Here is a 19,922-nt window from a genome sequence, read left to right on the forward strand (position 1 = left end):
GCTTAACAAGGGCGACAACCATTCCGATTGGTTAAGTGCAGGTTACTTGGTGCCATACATGCGATCGCCGGCATCACCCAAGCCAGGGACAATATAGCCCTTTTCGTTCAGCCGCTCGTCAATCGACGCTGTGAAAATCGGTACATCCGGATGGGATTTTCGGAAATTCTCGACACCTTCCGGCGCTGCCAGGAGGCACAGGAAGCGCAGATTGGTGGCGCCACGCTCCTTGAGCTTGTCAACCGCGGCGATTGCAGAATTGGCTGTCGCCAGCATTGGATCCACAACGATCACCAACCGGTCGCCCAGGTCGCTCGGCGCCTTGAAGAAATACTCGATCGCTTCCAGCGTTTCATGATCGCGATACATGCCCACATGCGCGACACGCGCAGCCGGAACAAGATCAAGCATGCCGTCGAGGAGCCCGTTTCCGGCTCGCAGAACCGAGGCAAAAACGAGCTTCTTTCCTTCCAGCGTTGGTGAGTCGATAGGCTGAAGAGGCGTCTCTATTCGCTTCGTTGTGAGCTCCAGATCGCGCGTGACCTCGTAGCAGAGCAAGAGAGAGATCTCGCGCAGGAGGCGGCGAAAACCGGCTGTCGATGTTTCCTTGTCACGCATGATTGTGAGCTTGTGCTGGACAAGCGGGTGGTCAACGACAGTCACGCCCTGCATGTGATGTTCCCCGGATGCTGGTTTCTTGTTGGCGATACTAGAGCATCGAACTGAAAAGTGGAATCCGGATTTCGGCTATTCCGATGCTCCATCAATAGTTTAGATCGTCCATTGTGCGCCCGCATGGACGCACGGCGATCCAACCGCCTCACACGTTTCTGCATACCGCGAGCCTCATTGAGCCACAGTTTTAGCGTCGAGAGTGTCACGCAGGCGTCTGCGGGTGGTGTCATCGACAAAAGCCGCCTCGATGGCTGTTCGCGTCAGGCTATGCAGGATCGCATCATCGAGGCCGAAATGCGCTCGTGCCACGTGATACTCGTGACCGAGAGACGTGTGGAAATGCGGCGGATCATCCGAGTTGAGCGTCACACGGCATCCCGCCTGAAGCAAATCTGGGAGCGGATGGCTGGCATAATCCGGATAGACGTTCAACACGATGTTTGAGACCGGGCACACTTCCAGCACCACATTTTCCTCTACGAGCCGGCGTACCAGATCGGGATTTTCGATCGCGCGAACACCATGGCCGATGCGCGTGGGACGTATGTGGTTCAACGCTGCTTCCACGCTCTCCCAGACTCCGAATTCCCCGGCATGGACGGTCAGCCCGAGCCCCGCCTCGCGGGCGATCTCGAAGGCCTTTTCGTAGTCACGCACATTGCCGAAGCGCTCATCACCGGCCATCCCGAAGCCGGTCACCAGCGGATGTCCGCAAGCGGCAGCAAACCTGGCCGCATCCTCGACCGCACTCGCTCCGAAATGGCGCACGCCCGTTACGATAATCCGGCCTTCGATACCGGTTTTCGTCCGCGCCCGCTCAATCCCCTCGCCGAGGGCATTTGTATAAGCCATGCGGGACAAGCCTGCGCGTTCGGCGTGATCGGGCGAAGTGAATATCTCCGAGTAAATCGCCTCCTCGCCTGCCAGGCCTGTCAGATAATCCTCAGCCAGAAGCGCATAATCCTCCTCACTGCGGAACAGGCTCGCCGCGGCATCGTAGGCTGACAAAAAGCTTGTAAAATCGTGCCAGTGATAAGCCCCATCTCGAAGAAAATCGGATGTATCGACGCCATATTTGCGGGCCTGGGAAAGAACGAGTTCAGGCGAGGCAGCGCCCTCGATATGACAGTGAAGCTCGGCTTTGAGGACCATATGCGCTCCGTGTTAACCAGGCCGCGGGCGCGGCTGTTCATCGCGCTTTTGACAATAGCGCCAGAAGCGGCAATGAGCTATGGTCCCGGCGATTTCGAAAGGGTGATGATGTCAGATCAACGTACCACCGCCCAGGGCGGCATGGAGACGGCCTACGGTTTTCGTCAGGTGGACGAGAACGAGAAGCAGGGTCTGGTCAACACGGTGTTCCACCGCGTTGCAAAACGCTACGACGTGATGAACGACCTGATGTCCGCCGGGCTGCATCGCGCCTGGAAGGACGCCATGATTTCGTGGCTCGCACCTTCGAAAAAGCCGGGCTATCGCGCGCTGGATGTGGCGGGTGGTACAGGAGACATTGCCTTCCGCATCGTTGAGGCGTCCCGCCGCAACGCTGACGTGACAGTGCTCGACATCAATGGCTCCATGCTGGAAGTCGGACGTGAACGCGCCGAAAAGAGAGGCATTGCCGAAAACCTGACTTTCGTCGAGGCCAACGCGGAAGACCTGCCTTTCGAGAACAGCAGCTTTGATGCCTATACGATTGCGTTTGGCATTCGCAATGTCCCGCATATCGACCGGGCACTGGACGAAGCCTTTCGCGTCCTGAAACCCGGCGGGCGCTTTCTGTGCCTTGAGTTTTCGGAAGTCGAAATGCCGTTGCTCGACAAGATCTACGAAAACTGGTCCTTCCATGCCATTCCGCGCATCGGGCAAGCGGTGACGGGCGATGGTGAGCCGTATCGGTATCTGATTGAATCCATACGCAAATTCCCCAATCAGCAGAATTTTGCCGCCATGATCACCAATGCAGGATTCTCGCGCGTGACATGGCGCAATTATACTGGCGGGATCGCCGCCCTGCACTCCGGCTGGAAGATTTGACGGCGTATATATGAGCACGGTCGGCGCATATCTGAGGCTTGCACGTGCGGGCTGGATTCTCGTTCGCGAAGGCGTGGTCGCAGCCATGCCGGGCGACCAGCTCGAAGGCATGCCTCGTTTTGGCTGGCGTGTCGCAAAGGTGATGTCGCGGCGCCGTTCAGCACGACGCGACCGTCCCGAACGGCTGGCGCAAGCCGTCAACCGGCTTGGCCCTTCCTATGTGAAGCTTGGCCAGTTCCTGGCAACGCGCCCGGATGTTGTCGGCCATGACATGGCGCGGGACCTCTCCAGCCTTCAAGACCGGATGGACACGTTTCCCGAGGCCCAGGCTCGCGCCAGCATAGAAAATTCCCTTGGCCTGCCCGTCGATGAGCTCTTTGTGCAGTTCGATGGTCCGGTCGCCGCAGCGTCCATTGCTCAGGTGCACGAGGCGTTTGTGGATACCGGTGGGGCAGAACCACGAAAGGTGGCCGTGAAGGTCATTCGACCCGGGGTAAGGCGCCGGTTTCAGAACGATCTCGAAAGCTACTTTCTGGCCGCGCATCTGCAAGAGCGGTTCATGCCGTCCACCCGGCGTCTCAAGCCGGTAAAGGTGGCGGAGACACTGGCACAGGTGACGAAAATCGAGATGGATCTGCGACTGGAAGCTGCAGCCATTTCAGAGATACAGGAAAACACGAAGGACGATCCGGGCTTCCGCGTGCCTGCTGTCGACTGGCAGCGCACCGGCCGCGACGTGATGACCCTCGAATGGGTCAACGGCACGAAGATGTCGAACATCGATGCCCTGCGTGAGGCCGGCCACGACCTCGAAGCCCTCGCCAGGACGCTGATCCAGTCCTTCCTGCGCCATACATTGCGCGACGGCTTCTTTCACGCCGACATGCATCCCGGCAACCTGTTTGTCGAGGATGACGGCACCATCGTTGCCGTCGATTTCGGCATCACCGGGCGGATCGGGCGCAAGGAGCGGCATTTTCTTGCCGAAATCCTCTACGGTTTCATTACACGCGATTTTCGCCGGGTCGCTGAAGTGCATTTCGAGGCAGGTTATGTGCCCGCGCACCACGATGTCGCCGCCTTTGCGCAGGCGCTGCGGGCCATCGGTGAGCCGATCCATGGCCAGTCGGCCGAGACCATTTCCATGGCGCGGCTCCTGACACTGCTCTTCGAAGTCACCGAGCTTTTCGACATGCAGACCCGGCCCGAGCTTCTGCTGCTGCAAAAGACCATGGTCGTGGTCGAGGGCGTGGCCCGCACGCTCGATCCGCATTTCAATATGTGGAAGACGGCCGAGCCTGTCGTGTCCGACTGGATTGCTGCAAATCTCGGGCCACGCGGTATCATAAGAGATGCAGGCGAAGGCGTGGGGGCGCTTGCCTCTCTCATCCGCCAGGCGCCTGAACTGGCCGCACGCACGGAGCGTCTTTCCCGCGAGATCGACGCCATGGCCCAGAAGGGATTGCGTTTCGATCCCGAAACCGCCGAAGCAATCGGCGAGGCTGAAGCGCGCCATTCGCGCGGCGGACGCCTGGCGCTATGGGTGATCGCCATCGCCCTTGCCGCGATCGCCTGGCAGATGTCCTGATCCAAATCTCCTTGTGTTCACTCTGTGATGCACCGCCCCTTGTCCGGGTATAGCCGCGATGAATGCGATGCAAGCAGTGCTAGCAAACCATACCTAAGATACGGATTCACCTCGCTTATTCTGAGCACAAGAAGTGTGCATAAGGCAACGCCAGCACTGACAGTCATGCTGTCAGTGCGTTATGTCCAGACGTGAACGCGGCTGGCTGGGTAGCGTGCAGCGCTCCCGTCGCAACGTTAAGGTCAGAGTCTTTTTGTAATGGAGTAACGATGGCCACACTGACCATCCGAAATGTGGATGAAAAGGTCCGGCGCGCTTTGAAAAAACGCGCGGCTGAAAACGACGTCTCGATGGAAGAAGAGGTGCGCCGCATACTCGCAAAAAGTGTTCAGCCTCAAAAGAATACACGCAAAGACAAAATCCATCATCGCATTGAGCTGATCGAATCAGTCTCGATGAGACCCATTGGCCCGTTTGACCTGAAGGCCATCACTGACGAGATCTGGAATGGCCGTACACTTTGAAGCGAAATTCGTCATCGACACGTCGGCTTTGATTGCCATCCTGAACGGCGAAGAAGATGCGTCCCTCTTTCAGAACGCCCTCCTTCAGGCTGAACGGGTCCTCATCAGCACCACAACGACGTTTGAGGCTCACTGTGTTGCACGACACATTGCGCTGATCGATGGAACCGCGCGGCTAAACACTCTCCTCAAGGCAGTGGAGCCGGAAACTGTCGACTTCGACGACTGGCAATTGAGCATTGCCCGCAGGGCCTATGCAATCTACGGGATGGGGACCGGTCATAAAGCCGCGCTCAACATCGGAGACTGCTTCGCTTACGCGCTCGCCCGCAGCACTAACCTGCCACTTCTTTTCAAGGGCAACGATTTCGTTCATACCGATATCGAGCCAGCCTTGAAGCCGTCTTAAGAGAGCTTGCAACCATGACAGCCCCGCAGCAGACCCTTCGCAAATCGCGCATCCTGCTTTTGATCGGGGGTGGTATCGCAGCCTATAAATGCCTCGACCTGATCCGCCGCCTGCGCGAGCGTGGGGCAAGCGTGCGCTGTGTGATGACAAAGGCCGCACAGGAGTTCATCACACCGCTTTTCGTGGGCGCACTCTCGGCGGACCATGTCTTCACCGATCTGTTCGACCGCCAGGACGAACACGATGTCGGCCATATCCGTCTTTCGCGAGAGGCCGATCTTCTCGTCGTCGCGCCCGCGACAGCCGACCTGATGGCAAAGCTCGCCACCGGCCAGGCCAACGACCTCGCATCGACGGTGCTGCTGGCCACCGACAAGCCCGTTCTCATGGCGCCTGCCATGAACCCCCATATGTGGGAGCACCCGGCCACACAGCGCAATGCCAGAACGCTCCGGGAAGACGGGGTGCATTTCGTCGGTCCCAACCGGGGGGAGATGGCCGAAAGCGGCGAAGCAGGCGAAGGCCGCATGGCCGAACCGCTGGAGATCGTCGCAGCCATAGAGGCCCTGCTCGACACCGGCGAAAAGCCGCTTGCGGGGCGCAAGGTGATCGTTACCTCGGGACCGACCCATGAGGTGATCGACCCGGTTCGCTACATTGCCAACCGGTCTTCGGGCAAACAGGGTCACGCCATCGCTGCGGCACTTGCCCGCCTCGGGGCATCAGTTCACCTCGTTTCGGGCCCCGTCTCCATTCCGGACCCGCAGGGTGTCACGACCACCCATGTGGAGACGGCACGCCAGATGCGCGAAGCGGTGGAAGCCGCACTTCCTGCAGATGCCGGTGTCTTCGTCGCTGCTGTCGCCGACTGGCGTCCGGCTGTCGAGACTGCCGAAAAGATAAAGAAGAAGCAGGGCGAAGGTGCGCCCACGCTCGAACTCACCGAGAACCCGGACATTCTTGCCGGTGTCGGCCATCATGAGAAGCGCCCTGCGCTCGTCATCGGCTTCGCTGCCGAAACGCAGGACCTGTTCAAGAATGCGCGCGCAAAGCTGAACAAGAAAGGTGCCGACATCATCGTCGCCAACGACGTCTCGCATGACAGCGGCGTCGGCCCCGGTGGCGTGATGGGTGGCGACCGCAACAGCGTGGTGATCGTCAGCCGGGACGGACACGACGAATGGCCGGAGATGGGCAAGGACGATGTTGCAGAACGTCTGGCACAACTGATCGCGGATCGGCTCGGACCAAAAGAATGACCCTGCAAACCCCGGTTCTCGAAACAGAGCGCCTCGTGCTGCGTGCGCACTCCATCGCCGATTTCGAGGCCTTCGCCCGACTCTGGTCGCTGCCTGAAGCCACGCGCTTTACCTCGGGCAAACCGCTCATCGGCGAAGATGCCTGGCGCCGTCTCGCCATGCATCGCGGCATGTGGGACCTGATGGGATTCGGCTATTTTGCTGTGACGGACAAGGCGACGGGTTCTTTTCTGGGCGATGCCGGCGTTCAGGAAGCGCGGCGCACTATTGCCCCTTCTGTTGAAGGCACGCTGGAGGCGGGGTGGGTTTTTCTGCCGGAAGCCCATGGCAGGGGCTATGCCAAGGAAGCCATGGACGCGGTGTTCTTCTGGTGCTCGCAGGCGCATGATGGCAAAGCGATCACCTGCATCATTGATGAGGAAAATGCCCCCTCTCTTAAACTTGCGGGGCGCCTCGGCTTTGTTGAAAAAGCGCGCACCAAGTACAAGGACCGCCCGACAATCGTGTTCTGGCGTGACGAGAGCATTGGATCACCCGCAGCGTCAACGCCGCCGATTGTCTCCAATATGTAAACAGCGCGTCTTCGCTGTTGCGGATGTCATAACCGCAGGCACGGACTATCTTTGCTCCAAGCAACAGATGGAGAGACGATCATGTCCATTCGTCCCGTAAAGCAGATTTCGCAGGCCCAGCCCACGATGGAAGGCGCAGGTGTTCGACTTGACCGAGCGTTCGGCTTTGGCGATCCGAAGCTGGCCGATCCGTTCCTGCTACTCGATGATTTCCGCAATGATCGGCCGGAAGACTATCAGGCCGGCTTCCCCTGGCATCCGCATCGCGGCATCGAAACGATCACCTATGTTCTGGCAGGCAGCGTCGACCATGCCGACAGTCTCGGCAATACGGGCTCGCTGGGCGCGGGCGACGTTCAGTGGATGACGGCTGGAAGCGGCATCCTCCATCAGGAGATGCCGCAAGGCGACAAGCTTGGCCGCATGCACGGCTTTCAGCTCTGGGCCAACCTGCCCTCCAGCGAGAAGATGACGACGCCGCGCTACCAGGATGTGAAGGCCGGCGAGATTCCCGAGGTGATCGACGATGACGGAACGCGCGTGCGTGTCGTGGTCGGCGAGTTCTGGGGCAAGCGCGGTCCCGTCGACGGCATTGCCGCCGATCCGCAATATCTCGATGTCTGGGTGCCGCCCGGCAAGCGCAAGGTGCTTCCGGTCGATACCTATCGCAGCGCTTTCGCCTATATTTTCGAAGGTTCCGGCACGTTCCGCGATGCCTCGCGACCGTTTGGCGTGCTGGTCGAGAAAGAGGTGGCAGGCGAGGAACTGCATCTGCGTGACATGAGCGGCGACCGCACGCTTGTCGTTTTCGACACGGGCGACGAGGTGGTGGTGCAGGCCGGCGAGCGGGGCATCCGCTTTCTGCTCGTTTCGGGCAAGCCGATCCAGGAGCCTGTCGCCTGGCACGGCCCCATCGTGATGAACACGCGGCAGGAACTGATGCAGGCGTTCAACGAACTGAATGCCGGCACCTTCATCCGCGAAAGCGCGAAGTTCTGACGTCAGACTGCATGGAAGGCGGGCGCCCCGTGCCCGCCCTTCGCGCTACGGTGACTCGAACATCTGAACGAGGTTGCCGCACGTATCCTCAAACACGGCGATGGTCGGCATCCCTTCCATCCGGGTCGGCTCTGCGCGAAACACCACGCCGCGCGCTCTCAGCCGATCATACTCTGCCTGCACGTCCTCGCTGGCAAACGTCGTGCAGGGAATCCCGGCATCATAGAGCGCCTTCTGGTAGGTGCGCGCGAAGTCGTATCCCATGGGTTCCAGCAGCAGCTCGGTGCCGTTCTCGGCTCCCGGTGTCACGACCGTCAGCCAGCGGGCACCGCCGGCCGGAAAGTCCTGCTTCTTCCGAAAGCCGAGCACATCCGTGTAAAATGCCTCAGCCTTGTCCTGATCATCCACAAGGATGCTCGTCAGTGCGATCCTGAGCATGTTTCCTCCTCACCAGGCGCCGGATTTATGGTCGACAAGATGGATGATCTGCGCGGGGCTCGATATCCAGAACCCGTCGAAACTCTCGCCCAGCGGTTCGATCTCGTCGCAGCGCACGATGCCCGCCGCTTCGAGCCGCGCGGCGGCAGCCTTCGTGTCATCGGTCACGATTTCGAGCCAGAGTTCCGACTGGCTCATGCCCGGCGTCTTGTCGATCCAGAGCTGGTTGGCTCCGAAGCGGAAGCCGACAGCGGGCAGAAGCTCCTCGATCTGCTCCATGCCGAGTACGTCCCGGTAGAAGCGTACCGTCTCGTCATACTGATGCGGCGGCACCTTCATCGCGATGTTGCGCCCACCTGCGAGTTTCGGTGCGGTATCGGGCTGGGCGCCAGCCTTGGGCGGCGTAGCGGAAACGTTCATGTCATGCTCCTTGGTGCCAATAGCGAAAGGGGTCTCACCGTTCGTTGAAGCGTGCGGTGTAAGCGGCTTCCAGCGCCGTGATCTGCGACCAGAATGGCGGCGTCTTCTCGCCCGAAAGCACCGCTTCCAGAACTGCGAGATGCGCGTGCCAGCCACCGGAGACATTGATCATCTCGTCCCGGTCGGCGAGGCGTTTGTGGGTCACGACAAGGAGAACCCTGTCGCCCTCGGGAAAGAGCTCGAACTCCACCTGGCTATCGGCACCGTCTCCCGGCCAGGTCATGGCCAGATGTCGCGGTGGATCCCAGGCAATGATCCGCCCCTCGGAGAGAAATCCCTTCTCGTTCATTTCCCTGTAGACCTCAGGTGGGTCCTCGTCGGTGAATTCGGAATGGCGGAACAGGAGTTTTGCAGAACCGCCTGCACGCGGCTCCATCTCTCCGCCCGCCAGCCATTGCCGGCGCTTGTCCGCCTCGGTCAGATAGGCCCAAACGCGTTCGACAGGGCCCGGGAGAGATCTCTCGAAGCGAACCTCATTGGGTGCCGTAGCGACGCCATAATCACTTTCCTCGATCTGTCTCATCATCTTCCTCTCAAAGGTTGAGGTGGCTGAGGGGGCGGGACGTCAGTCTCTTCCGGCGGAACTCTCCCGATCCTCCGCTTCCAGGATCGCCTGCAGCGTGTCGAGCCGGTTGGACCAGAAGCGTTCGTAGTAGCGGAACCACGCCTGTGCTTCGGCAAGCCGCGCTGCCTCCAGCCGGCAATAATGGGTGCGGCCGTCCACGCGCCGGCTGACGAGGCCCGCCCCTTCAAGAACCTTCACATGTTTGGAGGCGCCGGCCAGCGACATGTCGAAGGGCTGTGCCAGTTGCGAGACACTTTGCTCACCGCCGGAAAGACGGTGCAGCATGGCCCGTCTGGTCGGGTCCGACAGGGCGTGGAAAACGGCATCGAGATGGGGTGACTGATATTCAACCATTTGGTTTACCTATCAGCGGCAAAGCAGATAGTCAACCTAATGGTTTACTTTTTAACGCCGGTCAGGTCAGTTCTTTGCGGTGCAGGACACCGGCTCCGCGTCCTCACCCTTCATCAGATCGTAGAGATCGGCATCGTCACCCTTGGTCCACCAGACATAGGGGCCACCGGCATATTTGACACCCGAGGCGGCAAGAACGCTGGTCATCACCACGGGGCTGCCGTCGATCGTGACCACCGCAAGCGAATTGTCTTCAGCATTATAATAAGTCGCGTCGATATCGCCGTCCGGGCACGCATAGGTTACCGTGACGGTCTCCACGCTTTCCGCATCGGGCAGATCGATCTCAAGCGTTGCCGCATGGCTCGGGGAACCGATTGCGAGGAGGGCGATCAGTGACAGAGCGGGGTGGCGCATAGCGGACTCCTGAAACGGTTTCATACAGAATCATGAGACCGTGACAGCGTGTCGATTTGAAGACAAGGCCGGGCCTAGCCCGCACATGAAGAGCCCCGGAAGCAGCGAGCTTCCGGGGCCGATATTCCTGATACCTGTCCTGCGAATGGATCAGCCCGCAGGCTGTTTGGTCTTGCGCAGATAGGGCAGGATCGTCTCGAACGACCCGAAGCGCTTGACCGCATCCTCATTGGAAACGGCGGGTGTGATGATCACATCCTCGCCCTGCTGCCAATTGGCAGGCGTCGCCACCTGATGCTTGGCTGTGAGCTGAATGGAATCAATTGCGCGGAGGATTTCCGCAAAATTCCGGCCCGTCGTCATGGGGTAGGTCAGCACAAGCTTAATCTTCTTGTCCGGACCCACGACATAAACCGAGCGCACCGTGGCGTTGTCGGCTGCGGTACGACCATCGGAGCTTTCGCCTGCATCAGACGGCAGCATGTCGTAAAGCTTGGCGACTTTCAGATCCTTGTCGCCGATCATCGGATAATCTACGGCATGACCCGTGGCCTTCTTGATGTCGTCCTTCCAGCGGACGTGGTCCTCGACGGGATCCACCGAAATGCCGATAATCTTCGTGTTGCGCTTCTTGAACTCGTCCTCGAGCCCAGCCATCGTTCCGAGCTCGGTCGTGCAGACCGGCGTGAAATCCTTCGGATGACTGAAGAGCACGGCCCATCCGTCGCCAATCCAGTCGTGAAAATTGATGGTCCCGTGAGTTGTCTCGGCGCTGAAATCCGGCGCAGTGTCGTTGATGCGAAGGCTCATCGTTCTCTCCTCCTGGGTGAGATGAAACGCGATTGGTGTTCCTGACGCTGCAGGATAGCAACCCGCGCACGCCTAGATGAACCTCATCTAGGCGCTATTTGAACCATTCGCTTGGAATTAAATTCCGTAAAGCCTACGCATGGAGAAAAATCCATCCCAGTCGGCAAGTGATCGGCGAATCCGTTCGCTCAGGCAGCCTTGCGCGTCTGGTAATCCTTCACCGTGGCGAAACGCACGGCCTTCCAACGGTCGGCCTCGTAGTTCAGACCGAACTCATGCGGTGCCAGGAAAACCGGATCATCGTCGAGATCGCGGGCGATGTCGCCGCGGTGGCTGGTGATGAAGCGGTCCACTTCACCAGGTTCGTCGGACGAAATCCAGCGGCACACACTGAAACGCGCCATCTCGAAATCCACCGGAAGCGAATATTCAACCTTCAGCCGCTCCTTGAGCACATCAAGCTGCAGTGCTCCGACCACTCCGACAATGGCGGGCGAGCCGTCTTCCGGCGTGAAGAGCTGAACCACGCCTTCCTCGGCCATTTGCTGCAAGGCTTCCTTCAGCTTCTTGGCCTTCATGGCATCGCCCAGACGCACGCGGCGCAGGATTTCAGGCGCAAAATTGGGCACGCCCCGGAACAGCAGTTCCTCGCCCTCGGTCAGCGTGTCGCCGATGCGCAGTGTGCCGTGGTTCGGAATGCCCACCACATCGCCGGCAAAGGCCTCGTCGGCGGTAATGCGGCTCTTGGCGAAGAAGAACTGCGGCGCGGAAAGGCTGATCGGCTTTCCGGTGCGCACCAGCTTGGCCTTCATGCCGCGCTGGAGCTTGCCGGAGCACACGCGCACGAAAGCAATGCGGTCGCGGTGATTGGGGTCCATATTGGCCTGGATCTTGAAAACGAAGGAGGTCATCTTCTCCTCCGTCGCTTCCACCCTGCGCGAATCCGCATCCTGAGCGCGCGGCGCTGGACCGAAAGTGCCCAGCGCTTCGATCAGGTCGCGCACGCCGAAATTGCGCAGCGCCGAGCCGAAATAGACCGGCGTCAGATGCCCCTCGCGGAATGCCTGAATGTCGAACGGGCGACAGGCCTCCTTGCCGAGCAGCATTTCCTCGACCAGCATCTCGCGCTCGTGCTCGGGCAAGAGCCCGGCAACCGCATCGGATTCCGGCCCGTTGACGGCGATGGGCTCCACGTCGTCATCCGAGCGGCGCATCGTGTTGTTGGCGAGATTGTAGGTACCGACGAAGCTCTTGCCCCGGCCGATGGGCCAGGTGATGGGTGCGGTGTCCAGCGCCAGCTTCTGCTCGATCTCGTCCAGGATCTCGAACGGGTCACGGCTTTCCCTGTCGAGCTTGTTGACGAAGGTGACGATCGGGATGTCGCGCAGGCGGCACACCTCGAACAGCTTCAGCGTGCGCGGCTCGATGCCCTTAGCCGCGTCGATCACCATGATCGCGCTGTCGACCGCTGTCAGCGTGCGATAGGTGTCGTCGGCGAAGTCTTCGTGGCCCGGCGTGTCGAGCAGGTTGAAAACGTGGTCGCCATATTCGAACGTCATCACCGATGTGACGACGGAGATGCCGCGCTCGCGCTCGATGTTCATCCAGTCCGAACGCGTCTGGACGCGGTTCTTCTTCGCCTTGACCTCACCGGCAAGCTGAATGGCGCCACCGAAAAGAAGCAGTTTCTCGGTCAGCGTGGTCTTACCCGCATCCGGGTGCGAAATGATTGCAAAGGTGCGGCGGCGGGCCACCGCATCGGCGATTTTGTCGGTCATCTTGATATGGTTTTCCTGAGGCCGGGCGCTTGTAACAAGCGGCAGGGCGCGTGTCGAACAGAAAGTGGCCGCTTCCTTGCTCACATAATGGTGCAGAGACCCGTCTGGCCGTCACGCCACGGTTGAATTCATCGGCAAAACGCGCCAGACGGAAAAGGTCGTGATCATCGCCCCCGGATTGCAGCGCACAGGATCAAGCCATGTCGAACACCTTTTCCTCCATGCCCGTCATCGGCCCCAATGTCGGCATTGTCCGTTTGCCCCATGGCGAGGGATTGCCGCTGCCCGCCTATGAGAGTGCCGCCGCTGCCGGTATGGACCTGCGCGCGGCCGTGTCGGAAGACCGCCGTATCGTGCTTCTGCCGGGCAAGCGGGTGCTGGTTCCGTCCGGCTTCATCCTCGAGCTGCCCGAAGGGTTTGAAGGGCAGGTTCGTCCGCGATCCGGCCTTGCGCTCAAGCATGGCATCACCTGCCTCAACGCACCCGGCACGATCGACGCCGACTATCGCGGCGAGGTTCAGGTTCTGCTCATCAACCATGGCGAAGACGACTTCGCCATCACGCGCGGCCTCAGGATCGCACAGCTTGTCATTGCTCCGGTGGTTCAGGTCCGGCTGGAAGAGCGAAGCCATGCCGGCGAGACGCTGCGCGGCACCGGCGGGTTTGGTTCGACCGGGATTGCCTGAAATTCGGTTCCTCTCCACGCGTAACCACAACGCGCCCTATACTTTGGTCTAAGGGACGCCGGTTGATTGCCGGCATCCAGGGGGTTGCACGCAAAATCCTGTCCGATTATCGGCTTTGCGAGGTCAATCATCCCCTTGCCTGTCGCTTTCCGGTTGGCAAAAGGGCGCGGTTGTCTACAGTCAGAGTCAGCGCAGGCGGTGTTGCCTGCGGAGCAGCTATATTGCGGAGGAGACGTAATGTTACATGCAAGCAAGAAGTATCTCGCAGCCGGTGTCGTGGCGTTGTCGCTCGGCCTCGCGCCTGCCAGCGCCATGGCGCAGGACTTCATCAACGTGCTGACCGGCGGCACTTCGGGCGTCTATTACCCGCTCGGCTCACAGCTTTCCAAGATCTATGGCGAAAACATCGACGGTGTGCGCACGCAGGTGCAGTCGACCAAGGCATCGGTCGAGAACCTCAACCTGCTGCAACAGGGCCGTGGCGAGATCGCATTTGCACTTGGTGATTCCGTCAAGTCGGCCTGGGAAGGTGATGCCGAAGCCGGCTTCGACCAGAAGCTCGACAAGCTACGCGCCATTGCCGCGATCTATCCCAACTACATCCAGATCGTCGCTTCGCAGGAATCCGGCATCAAGGAATTTGCCGACCTGAAGGGCAAGGGTCTTTCCGTCGGCGCGCCGAAATCCGGCACCGAGCTCAACGCCCAGCGCATCTTCGGCGCCATGGACATGAGCTATGACGATCTCGGCAAGACCGAGTATCTGCCATTCGGCGAATCCGTCGAGCTGATCAAGAACCGCCAGCTCGATGCGACCCTCCAGTCGGCCGGTCTTGGCGTTGCCTCCATCAAGGACCTCGCGCTTTCGCTTCCGGTGACCATCGTGTCGGTGCCCAACAGCGTGGCGGAAACGCTCGGTGCGCCGTTCATCGCCGCCACCATCCCCGCCGGAACCTATGAGGGGCAGAGCGAGGATGTGCCGACGCTGGCCATCACCAACATTCTCGTCACCCATTCGGATGTCTCCGACGAGGTTGCCTACGAGATGACCAAGCAGCTCTTCGAGAACCTCGACGACATGGTGGCCGCACACGCTGCTGCCAAGGCCATTTCTGCAGAGAATGGCCCCAAGGGCCTGCCGCTGCCGCTGCACCCCGGCGCCGAGCGCTATTACAAAGAAAAAGGCCTGCTCTAATCCAATACGCTGAGGCCCCGTCCATCGACGGGGCCTTCCTGTCACTCTCCTTTGTGGGGGCGTGACAGGAAGGCCCGAGATGTCGAGCCCTCTCGCCTGCAATGCGCGGGAGCGGACAATCGGCAAGGCCCCGACGCGTAGCATGGGAAGCGGAGCGCCCGATGAGCAATACCCAATCCGGTCAGCCGGCGATTCCGGCTGAGGCTGAGATGCACGACCATACACACGGAGAGTTCGGAACCGACGGCATCGGCCGGCTATTGTTCTGGATCGCGGTCATTTTCTCGCTCTACCAGATCGCCACCGCCGCGCATGTGATAAGCCTGCCGAGCCAGGTGGTCCGTGCTTTCCATGTGGGCTTTCTGACCCTGCTCGTCTTTCCGCTGGTGGCCCAGGCGCGCGACAGCGCTCCGGCCATCAAGGCGCTGGCCTGGGCGCTCGCGCTCGCCGGCGTTGCCGTCGCGCTCTATCAATACATCGAGTACAAGCCGTTGCTTCTGCGCGCCGGCGACCCATTGCCGCTCGATATCGTGTTCGGCGTGATCGCGCTCGTCACCGTCTTTGCTGCCGCTTATGTGCTCATGGGACCGGCACTGCCGATCATCTCGGGCGCGTTCCTCGCCTATTGCCTGTTCGGCCAGTATCTGCCCGCGCCTCTCAACCATCGCGGCTATGATTTCAGCCAGGTCATCGACCACATGGCCTATGGCACGGAAGGCATCTACGGCATTCCGATCTACGTTTCGGCCACCTACATCTTCCTGTTCATCCTGTTCGGCTCGTTCCTCGAACGCGCCGGCATGATCAAGCTCTTCACCGACGTGTCGCTCGGCCTTGTCGGCCATGCGCGCGGCGGTGCGGCCAAGGTGTCGGTCATCTCCTCCGGCCTGATGGGTACGATCTCCGGTTCGGGCGTCGCCAATGTGGTGACCACCGGACAGTTCACCATCCCGCTAATGAAGCGCTTCGGCTATCGCGCAGCCTTTGCAGGCGGTGTGGAATCGACTGCTTCCATGGGCGGGCAGATCATGCCGCCCGTGATGGGCGCGGTGGCCTTCATCATGGCCGAGACGCTGGGCATCGAATATTACGAGGTGGTCAAGGCGGCGATCATTCCCGCCGTGCTCTACTTCGCCTCCGCCTTCTGGATGGTGCATCTGGAAGCCGGCAAATACGGTCTGCACGGCCTGCCGCGCTCCGAGCTCCCTTCCGCACGCAATGCGCTGCGCAAGGGCTGGTATCTCATCCTGCCGCTGGCCGTGCTCGTCTATCTCCTCTTCTCCGGCTACACGCCGCTCTTCGCCGGCACGATCGGCCTGTCGCTGACGGTGCTGCTGATCCTTGGCGGCTCGGTCGCGCTGGGCCTTCCCGGGCAGGTGCTGAGGGTGATCTTCTGGGTCGGCCTCGGCCTCGTTGCGGCAAGCTTCTTCAGCTACGGCATCACGGCAATCCTGATCGCCGCGCTGGTGCTGATCGTCGCCAACCTCTTCGTCGATGGCGGCCGCAGGACGCTGGTGGTCTGCAGGGATTCGCTCGCCGAGGGAGCCAAGACCGCGCTCCCCGTGGGCGTGGCCTGCGCCGTGGTCGGCATCATTATCGGTACCATGACCCTGACCGGCGTTGCCAACACGTTTGGTCAGTTCATCGTGTCTGTCGGCGAGACGAGCCTATTCCTTTCGCTCGTGCTGACCATGATCACCTGCATCGTACTCGGCATGGGCATCCCAACCATTCCGAACTACATCATCACATCCTCGATTGCCGGACCGGCGCTCCTGGCGCTTGGTGTGCCGCTGATCGTCAGCCACATGTTCGTGTTCTATTTCGGCATTCTGGCGGACCTGACGCCGCCCGTTGCGCTTGCATGCTTCGCAGCCGGTCCCATCGCCAAGGAGAACGGCCTCAAGATTTCCATGGAAGCGATCAAGGTGGCTGCCGCCGGCTTCGTGATCCCCTTCATGGCGGTCTACACGCCGGCGCTGATGCTGCAGGATGGCGGGCCGCTGGCGGAGGCCTGGGGCTATTATCCGGCGGTCGTCTATATCGTCTTCAAGGCGCTACTCGCCATTGCGCTCTGGGGCGCGGCGGTGATCGGCTTCCTGCGCTCAAAGCTTGCCGTCTGGGAGCGCATTCTTGCAGCCGCAGCGGCCTTTACGCTGATTGCCGCGCTTCCCATTACCGATGAACTCGGCTTCGCGCTTGCCGCCCTGTTCCTCGGCCAGCACTGGTATCGCACGCGCACGGCGCACGCCTCGGAAGAAACGAAGGCCGACGCATGAGCATATGCGTTCTGGCGGGCGGAAAAGCGCTGACCCTCGGGGCAGCGCTTTTCACCCTGTCATGGACGCACTCGGTGGAGAAAATCCGCTGGGAGGAAGACTGGCGGGCAACACCTGCCGGGCTGGAGATTGTCGAGGCGCGCGTTCAGGGGTCAGGAGCGGGCATGGAGCCGCCGCCTGACGCGCACTTTGAAGATGGCTGGTGGCGCTATCGCCCTTCCCTGCCAGCGCAGGCCGAGCTCGCACTGGCGGCATCTGGCGCAACGGGCTCCGGCTGGAAATTGTGCGCATCAGAAAAATGCCACGAGCTGGGCGCGTCAGCCGGAAAGCCGGTGATCGTCAGATATTGTGAGTGAGCGTTGCCGTCAGGCAGCCGTGGGAGTGCCGGCACCACGCTTCTGGCAGGCAGGGCCGGGGCCACGCATGTAATGACGCTCGGGGTGATAGCGCGGGGCGAAGAAATCGCGAAGAACGGCGAAGAGGCGAATGATAAGAGCCATAGGTCATGTCCAACCGGTGGCGGCTCCTCCAAAACCGCCTGTGTGAAGTATCGGGCCAAAAGTACACACACGAAGTGAACGCTCCGTGAATGCCGGTCGGATTTCGCCGGAATTTGCGCCGCTTTGATGGCGCAAATCGGGTCTTGTTGCGGAAGAGCGCGCAGTGTGGCCGCCGCGCCACAGCTCAGCTGGGCGCGGCAAGGCCGGGAGCTCAGTTTTCGCTTAGGTAGGCGACGATGATGTCAAGCGCGGCCTGAAGGTCGTTGCGGTCGATCATTTCGGTCACGGTGTGGATGTAGCGGGTGCCCACCACGATGCCCACAGCGCGCGCGCCGGCGGCCGCCTGCTGGGCTGCCGCGCCATCCTGCCCGCCACGCGCCAGGATGGTGCGCTGATAGGGAATCGCCTTTTTCTTCGCCAGTTGCTCGACTTCGCGCACCAGCGCCTGATCGGCGATGAAGGAAGAGTCCTTCACATGGAGACCGAAGCCTTCTCCCTGCTTCGTCACCGCCTCGTGCTCGCCGATGCCCGGCGTGTCGCAGGAGAGCGTGGTGTCGATGCCAAGACCGATGTCGGGCTTGACCGCATAAGCTGCCGTGCGCGCGCCGCGCAGCCCCACCTCTTCCTGCGCCGTGAACGCAACATGGATCTCGCACGCATGCTTTTCGCCCGCTTCTTCCAGCGCGCGGATCGCCTCGATGCCGAGCCAGCAGGCGACGCGATTGTCGAGCGCCTTGGAGACGAATTTCTCTCCCATTTCCAGGAACGGTTCGTCCATGACCACGAAGTCGCCCACCTGCACCAGATCGCGCGCTTTCTCTCCAAGCCCCATATCGACGATGAATTCCCCGGGCTCGGGCACTTTCTTGCGCTCTTCCGCGCTTTGAATGTGAATGGGCTTGCCGGCGGGGTTCATCACGCCCTTGTAGTCGCCGCTCTCGGTGCAGACGAGCACGCGCCGGGAGAACAGGTTGCGCGGGTCGAAGCCGCCCACCGGGTCGAGATGGAGGAAACCCTTCTCCGTCACATGGGTGACGAGAAAGGCAATCTCATCCATGTGGCACAGAAGCATGATTTTGAGCGGGTCACCCTTCACCTTCTTGCGTGGCCTGCGCACGCACAGGAGCGAGCCCATCGGATCGGTCCGCACCTCATCGAAAAGACCCTCGATCTCCTTTTCGATCAGTGCGCGGACGCGCGTTTCGTGGCCCGGCGCACCCGGCGTCTCGCAGAGCCTGCGCAACAGTTCGGTGTTCATCATTGTCCCCGGCAGAGCTTAGTTGGAATCATTCGTGAAGCGCGACCATGGCGCAAAGCAGCGCGGAAAGAAATGGCCACGCCGCCGCTTCAGACTGGCTCACGCTCCAACCGGGCCTTCATCGGCCCGCAGCATCTTCTCGAAGGCGGCGCGCCCGGGCGGCGTAAAGCGGATGACGCGGCTGTTCTTTTCCCGCCGTGCCCATTTCAGCGCGATGAATCGGTCGAGCACGCCAGCGCCCAGACTGCCCGCCAGATGCGAGCGCCGCACGCTCCAGTCAAGGCAGGAGCGGCATACCGGGCGGCGCTTCCCGCGCATCGCCTCAATGTCGAGACCGAAATCGCTGAAGAATCCGGCACCTTTGTCCGTGAGGTTTACGTCGTCTCCATCGATGGCGATGAAACCGCGTTCGGCAAAGGCGTCGAACATGGCGACACCTGCCTCGCCCGCCAGATGGTCGTAGCAGATTCTGGCTTCGCGCATGGCCGTATCGCGCGGGCCGGGCAACACCTTTCGCGGCCCCAGCGCCGCCGCCACGCCCATGATGGATTCAAGCATGGCGGCCACCTGATGATCCGCCAGTGCGTAATAGCGGTGGCGGCCCTGCCGCGTCATGCGCAGCAACCCGCCATCTGACAGCCTGGCAAGATGCGCACTGGCTGTGGGCAAAGTGACACCGGCCTCCATCGCCAGTTCACTGGCCGTGAGCGCCGTGCCTCCCATCAAGGCCGCCAGCATATTGGCGCGCGCCGGGTCGCCGACGAGGCTTGCGATCTGGGCGAGGTCCGTTCCTGCTTTCATAGTTCGATGCTAGCCAAAGTATGCATGTTCGACAAGCGCTATTCTCGGACCATCGAACAGGGAGAGAAGCGATGCGGGCATATGAGAGATCGATCATTCCCCCCGTGGAACAGGCCAGAAACCGCCGAACGTGGATCCTGTCGTGGTTCTACCGGCTCGCGCTTGCTTCGGAGCGATACCGCCAGCGGCGCGACCTCGCCGATCTCACCGACGAGCAACTCCGCGATGTCGGCCTCACCCGCCGTGACGTGGAACGCGAATGCGCAAAGCCCTTCTGGGACGTCTGACACAGAAAACAG

The 19,922-nt window shown here is 61.0% G+C and carries 24 protein-coding genes; 12 read left to right on the forward strand and 12 right to left on the reverse strand.

The window, feature by feature from the left end; translation table 11 throughout:
* Positions 1–42 precede the first annotated feature (42 nt).
* Both upp and AC2CHD_RS14805 read right to left on the reverse strand, forming a co-directional pair.
* The gene (upp, locus tag AC2CHD_RS14800) at positions 43–672 is read right to left on the reverse strand and encodes a uracil phosphoribosyltransferase (RefSeq protein ID WP_484554312.1); all 630 of its coding nucleotides are present in this window, start codon (positions 670–672) and stop codon (positions 43–45) included.
* Between the two features lie 174 nt (positions 673–846).
* Entirely contained in the window at positions 847–1,827 is a 981-nt protein-coding gene (locus AC2CHD_RS14805; RefSeq protein ID WP_484554313.1) for an adenosine deaminase, read from the reverse strand.
* Between the two features lie 108 nt (positions 1,828–1,935).
* Between AC2CHD_RS14805 and ubiE the strand changes: the two genes are divergently transcribed.
* The 7 genes from ubiE (at position 1,936) to AC2CHD_RS14840 (ending at position 8,063) form a co-directional block, all read left to right on the forward strand.
* Positions 1,936–2,712 (forward strand): bifunctional demethylmenaquinone methyltransferase/2-methoxy-6-polyprenyl-1,4-benzoquinol methylase UbiE, encoded by a 777-nt coding sequence (gene ubiE / locus AC2CHD_RS14810; protein WP_229450065.1) that lies wholly within the window; start codon positions 1,936–1,938, stop codon positions 2,710–2,712.
* A 10-nt stretch (positions 2,713–2,722) separates the two neighbouring features.
* Positions 2,723–4,300: a 2-polyprenylphenol 6-hydroxylase gene (gene ubiB / locus AC2CHD_RS14815; RefSeq protein ID WP_484554314.1), complete on the forward strand. Its 1,578-nt coding sequence runs from the start codon at positions 2,723–2,725 to the stop codon at positions 4,298–4,300.
* Positions 4,301–4,569: 269 nt separating this feature from the next.
* A complete protein-coding gene (locus AC2CHD_RS14820; RefSeq protein WP_484554315.1) occupies positions 4,570–4,824 on the forward strand; it encodes a FitA-like ribbon-helix-helix domain-containing protein in 255 nt (84 codons plus the stop codon).
* Positions 4,808–5,233: a type II toxin-antitoxin system VapC family toxin gene (locus AC2CHD_RS14825; protein ID WP_484554316.1), complete on the forward strand. Its 426-nt coding sequence runs from the start codon at positions 4,808–4,810 to the stop codon at positions 5,231–5,233. The genes AC2CHD_RS14820 and AC2CHD_RS14825 overlap by 17 nt, the downstream gene beginning before the upstream one ends.
* A 14-nt stretch (positions 5,234–5,247) precedes the next feature.
* The gene (coaBC, locus tag AC2CHD_RS14830) at positions 5,248–6,492 is read left to right on the forward strand and encodes a bifunctional phosphopantothenoylcysteine decarboxylase/phosphopantothenate--cysteine ligase CoaBC (protein WP_484554317.1); all 1,245 of its coding nucleotides are present in this window, start codon (positions 5,248–5,250) and stop codon (positions 6,490–6,492) included.
* Positions 6,489–7,064 carry a GNAT family N-acetyltransferase gene (locus AC2CHD_RS14835; protein WP_484554318.1) on the forward strand — a complete coding sequence of 192 codons (576 nt, stop codon included), beginning with the start codon at positions 6,489–6,491 and terminating at the stop codon, positions 7,062–7,064. The genes coaBC and AC2CHD_RS14835 overlap by 4 nt, the downstream gene beginning before the upstream one ends.
* A gap of 81 nt (positions 7,065–7,145) precedes the next feature.
* A complete protein-coding gene (locus AC2CHD_RS14840) occupies positions 7,146–8,063 on the forward strand; it encodes a pirin family protein (RefSeq protein WP_484554319.1) in 918 nt (305 codons plus the stop codon).
* A 45-nt stretch (positions 8,064–8,108) separates the two neighbouring features.
* Here AC2CHD_RS14840 and AC2CHD_RS14845 read toward each other — a convergent pair whose 3' ends face one another.
* The 7 genes from AC2CHD_RS14845 to AC2CHD_RS14875 form a co-directional block, all read right to left on the reverse strand.
* A complete protein-coding gene (locus AC2CHD_RS14845) occupies positions 8,109–8,501 on the reverse strand; it encodes a VOC family protein (protein ID WP_484554320.1) in 393 nt (130 codons plus the stop codon).
* 9 nt (positions 8,502–8,510) lie between these two features.
* The gene (locus AC2CHD_RS14850) at positions 8,511–8,921 is read right to left on the reverse strand and encodes a VOC family protein (RefSeq protein ID WP_229449346.1); all 411 of its coding nucleotides are present in this window, start codon (positions 8,919–8,921) and stop codon (positions 8,511–8,513) included.
* A gap of 34 nt (positions 8,922–8,955) precedes the next feature.
* On the reverse strand, positions 8,956–9,507 hold the full coding sequence (locus AC2CHD_RS14855) for an SRPBCC family protein (protein WP_484554321.1): 552 nt from the start codon (positions 9,505–9,507) through the stop codon (positions 8,956–8,958).
* Positions 9,508–9,546: 39 nt separating this feature from the next.
* Positions 9,547–9,900: a metalloregulator ArsR/SmtB family transcription factor gene (locus tag AC2CHD_RS14860; protein WP_065816655.1), complete on the reverse strand. Its 354-nt coding sequence runs from the start codon at positions 9,898–9,900 to the stop codon at positions 9,547–9,549.
* 66 nt (positions 9,901–9,966) lie between these two features.
* Entirely contained in the window at positions 9,967–10,317 is a 351-nt protein-coding gene (locus tag AC2CHD_RS14865) for an MliC family protein (protein ID WP_484554322.1), read from the reverse strand.
* 150 nt (positions 10,318–10,467) lie between these two features.
* Positions 10,468–11,127, reverse strand: a complete 660-nt coding sequence (locus AC2CHD_RS14870) for a peroxiredoxin (protein ID WP_229449349.1) — start codon at positions 11,125–11,127, stop codon at positions 10,468–10,470.
* A 188-nt stretch (positions 11,128–11,315) separates the two neighbouring features.
* Complete coding sequence (locus tag AC2CHD_RS14875) at positions 11,316–12,905, reverse strand: peptide chain release factor 3 (RefSeq protein WP_484554323.1); 1,590 nt, start codon at positions 12,903–12,905, stop codon at positions 11,316–11,318.
* A gap of 200 nt (positions 12,906–13,105) precedes the next feature.
* On the opposite strand from AC2CHD_RS14875, the gene dut reads away from it, so the two are divergent.
* The 4 genes from dut to AC2CHD_RS14895 all read left to right on the forward strand — a co-directional run bounded on the left by dut (position 13,106) and on the right by AC2CHD_RS14895 (position 17,420).
* Positions 13,106–13,591 (forward strand): dUTP diphosphatase, encoded by a 486-nt coding sequence (dut, locus tag AC2CHD_RS14880; protein ID WP_484554324.1) that lies wholly within the window; start codon positions 13,106–13,108, stop codon positions 13,589–13,591.
* Between the two features lie 237 nt (positions 13,592–13,828).
* Positions 13,829–14,785, forward strand: a complete 957-nt coding sequence (locus AC2CHD_RS14885; protein ID WP_229449352.1) for a TAXI family TRAP transporter solute-binding subunit — start codon at positions 13,829–13,831, stop codon at positions 14,783–14,785.
* Between the two features lie 161 nt (positions 14,786–14,946).
* Positions 14,947–17,064, forward strand: a complete 2,118-nt coding sequence (locus AC2CHD_RS14890) for a TRAP transporter permease (protein ID WP_484554325.1) — start codon at positions 14,947–14,949, stop codon at positions 17,062–17,064.
* Positions 17,061–17,420, forward strand: coding sequence for a DUF1850 domain-containing protein (locus AC2CHD_RS14895; RefSeq protein ID WP_484554326.1), 360 nt, complete (start codon positions 17,061–17,063; stop codon positions 17,418–17,420). The genes AC2CHD_RS14890 and AC2CHD_RS14895 overlap by 4 nt, the downstream gene beginning before the upstream one ends.
* A gap of 9 nt (positions 17,421–17,429) precedes the next feature.
* On the opposite strand, the gene AC2CHD_RS14900 is transcribed toward AC2CHD_RS14895, so the two are convergent.
* The 3 genes from AC2CHD_RS14900 to AC2CHD_RS14910 form a co-directional block, all read right to left on the reverse strand.
* Positions 17,430–17,564 carry a hypothetical protein gene (locus AC2CHD_RS14900; protein ID WP_484554327.1) on the reverse strand — a complete coding sequence of 45 codons (135 nt, stop codon included), beginning with the start codon at positions 17,562–17,564 and terminating at the stop codon, positions 17,430–17,432.
* 211 nt (positions 17,565–17,775) lie between these two features.
* Positions 17,776–18,822, reverse strand: a complete 1,047-nt coding sequence (locus AC2CHD_RS14905) for a M42 family metallopeptidase (protein WP_484554739.1) — start codon at positions 18,820–18,822, stop codon at positions 17,776–17,778.
* 99 nt (positions 18,823–18,921) lie between these two features.
* Entirely contained in the window at positions 18,922–19,623 is a 702-nt protein-coding gene (locus AC2CHD_RS14910) for an ArsR/SmtB family transcription factor (RefSeq protein WP_484554328.1), read from the reverse strand.
* Positions 19,624–19,694: 71 nt separating this feature from the next.
* Between AC2CHD_RS14910 and AC2CHD_RS14915 the strand changes: the two genes are divergently transcribed.
* Entirely contained in the window at positions 19,695–19,910 is a 216-nt protein-coding gene (locus AC2CHD_RS14915) for a DUF1127 domain-containing protein (protein WP_484554329.1), read from the forward strand.
* Positions 19,911–19,922: the final 12 nt, after the last annotated feature.

The organism is Nitratireductor sp. ATLC21, assembly GCF_057196525.1.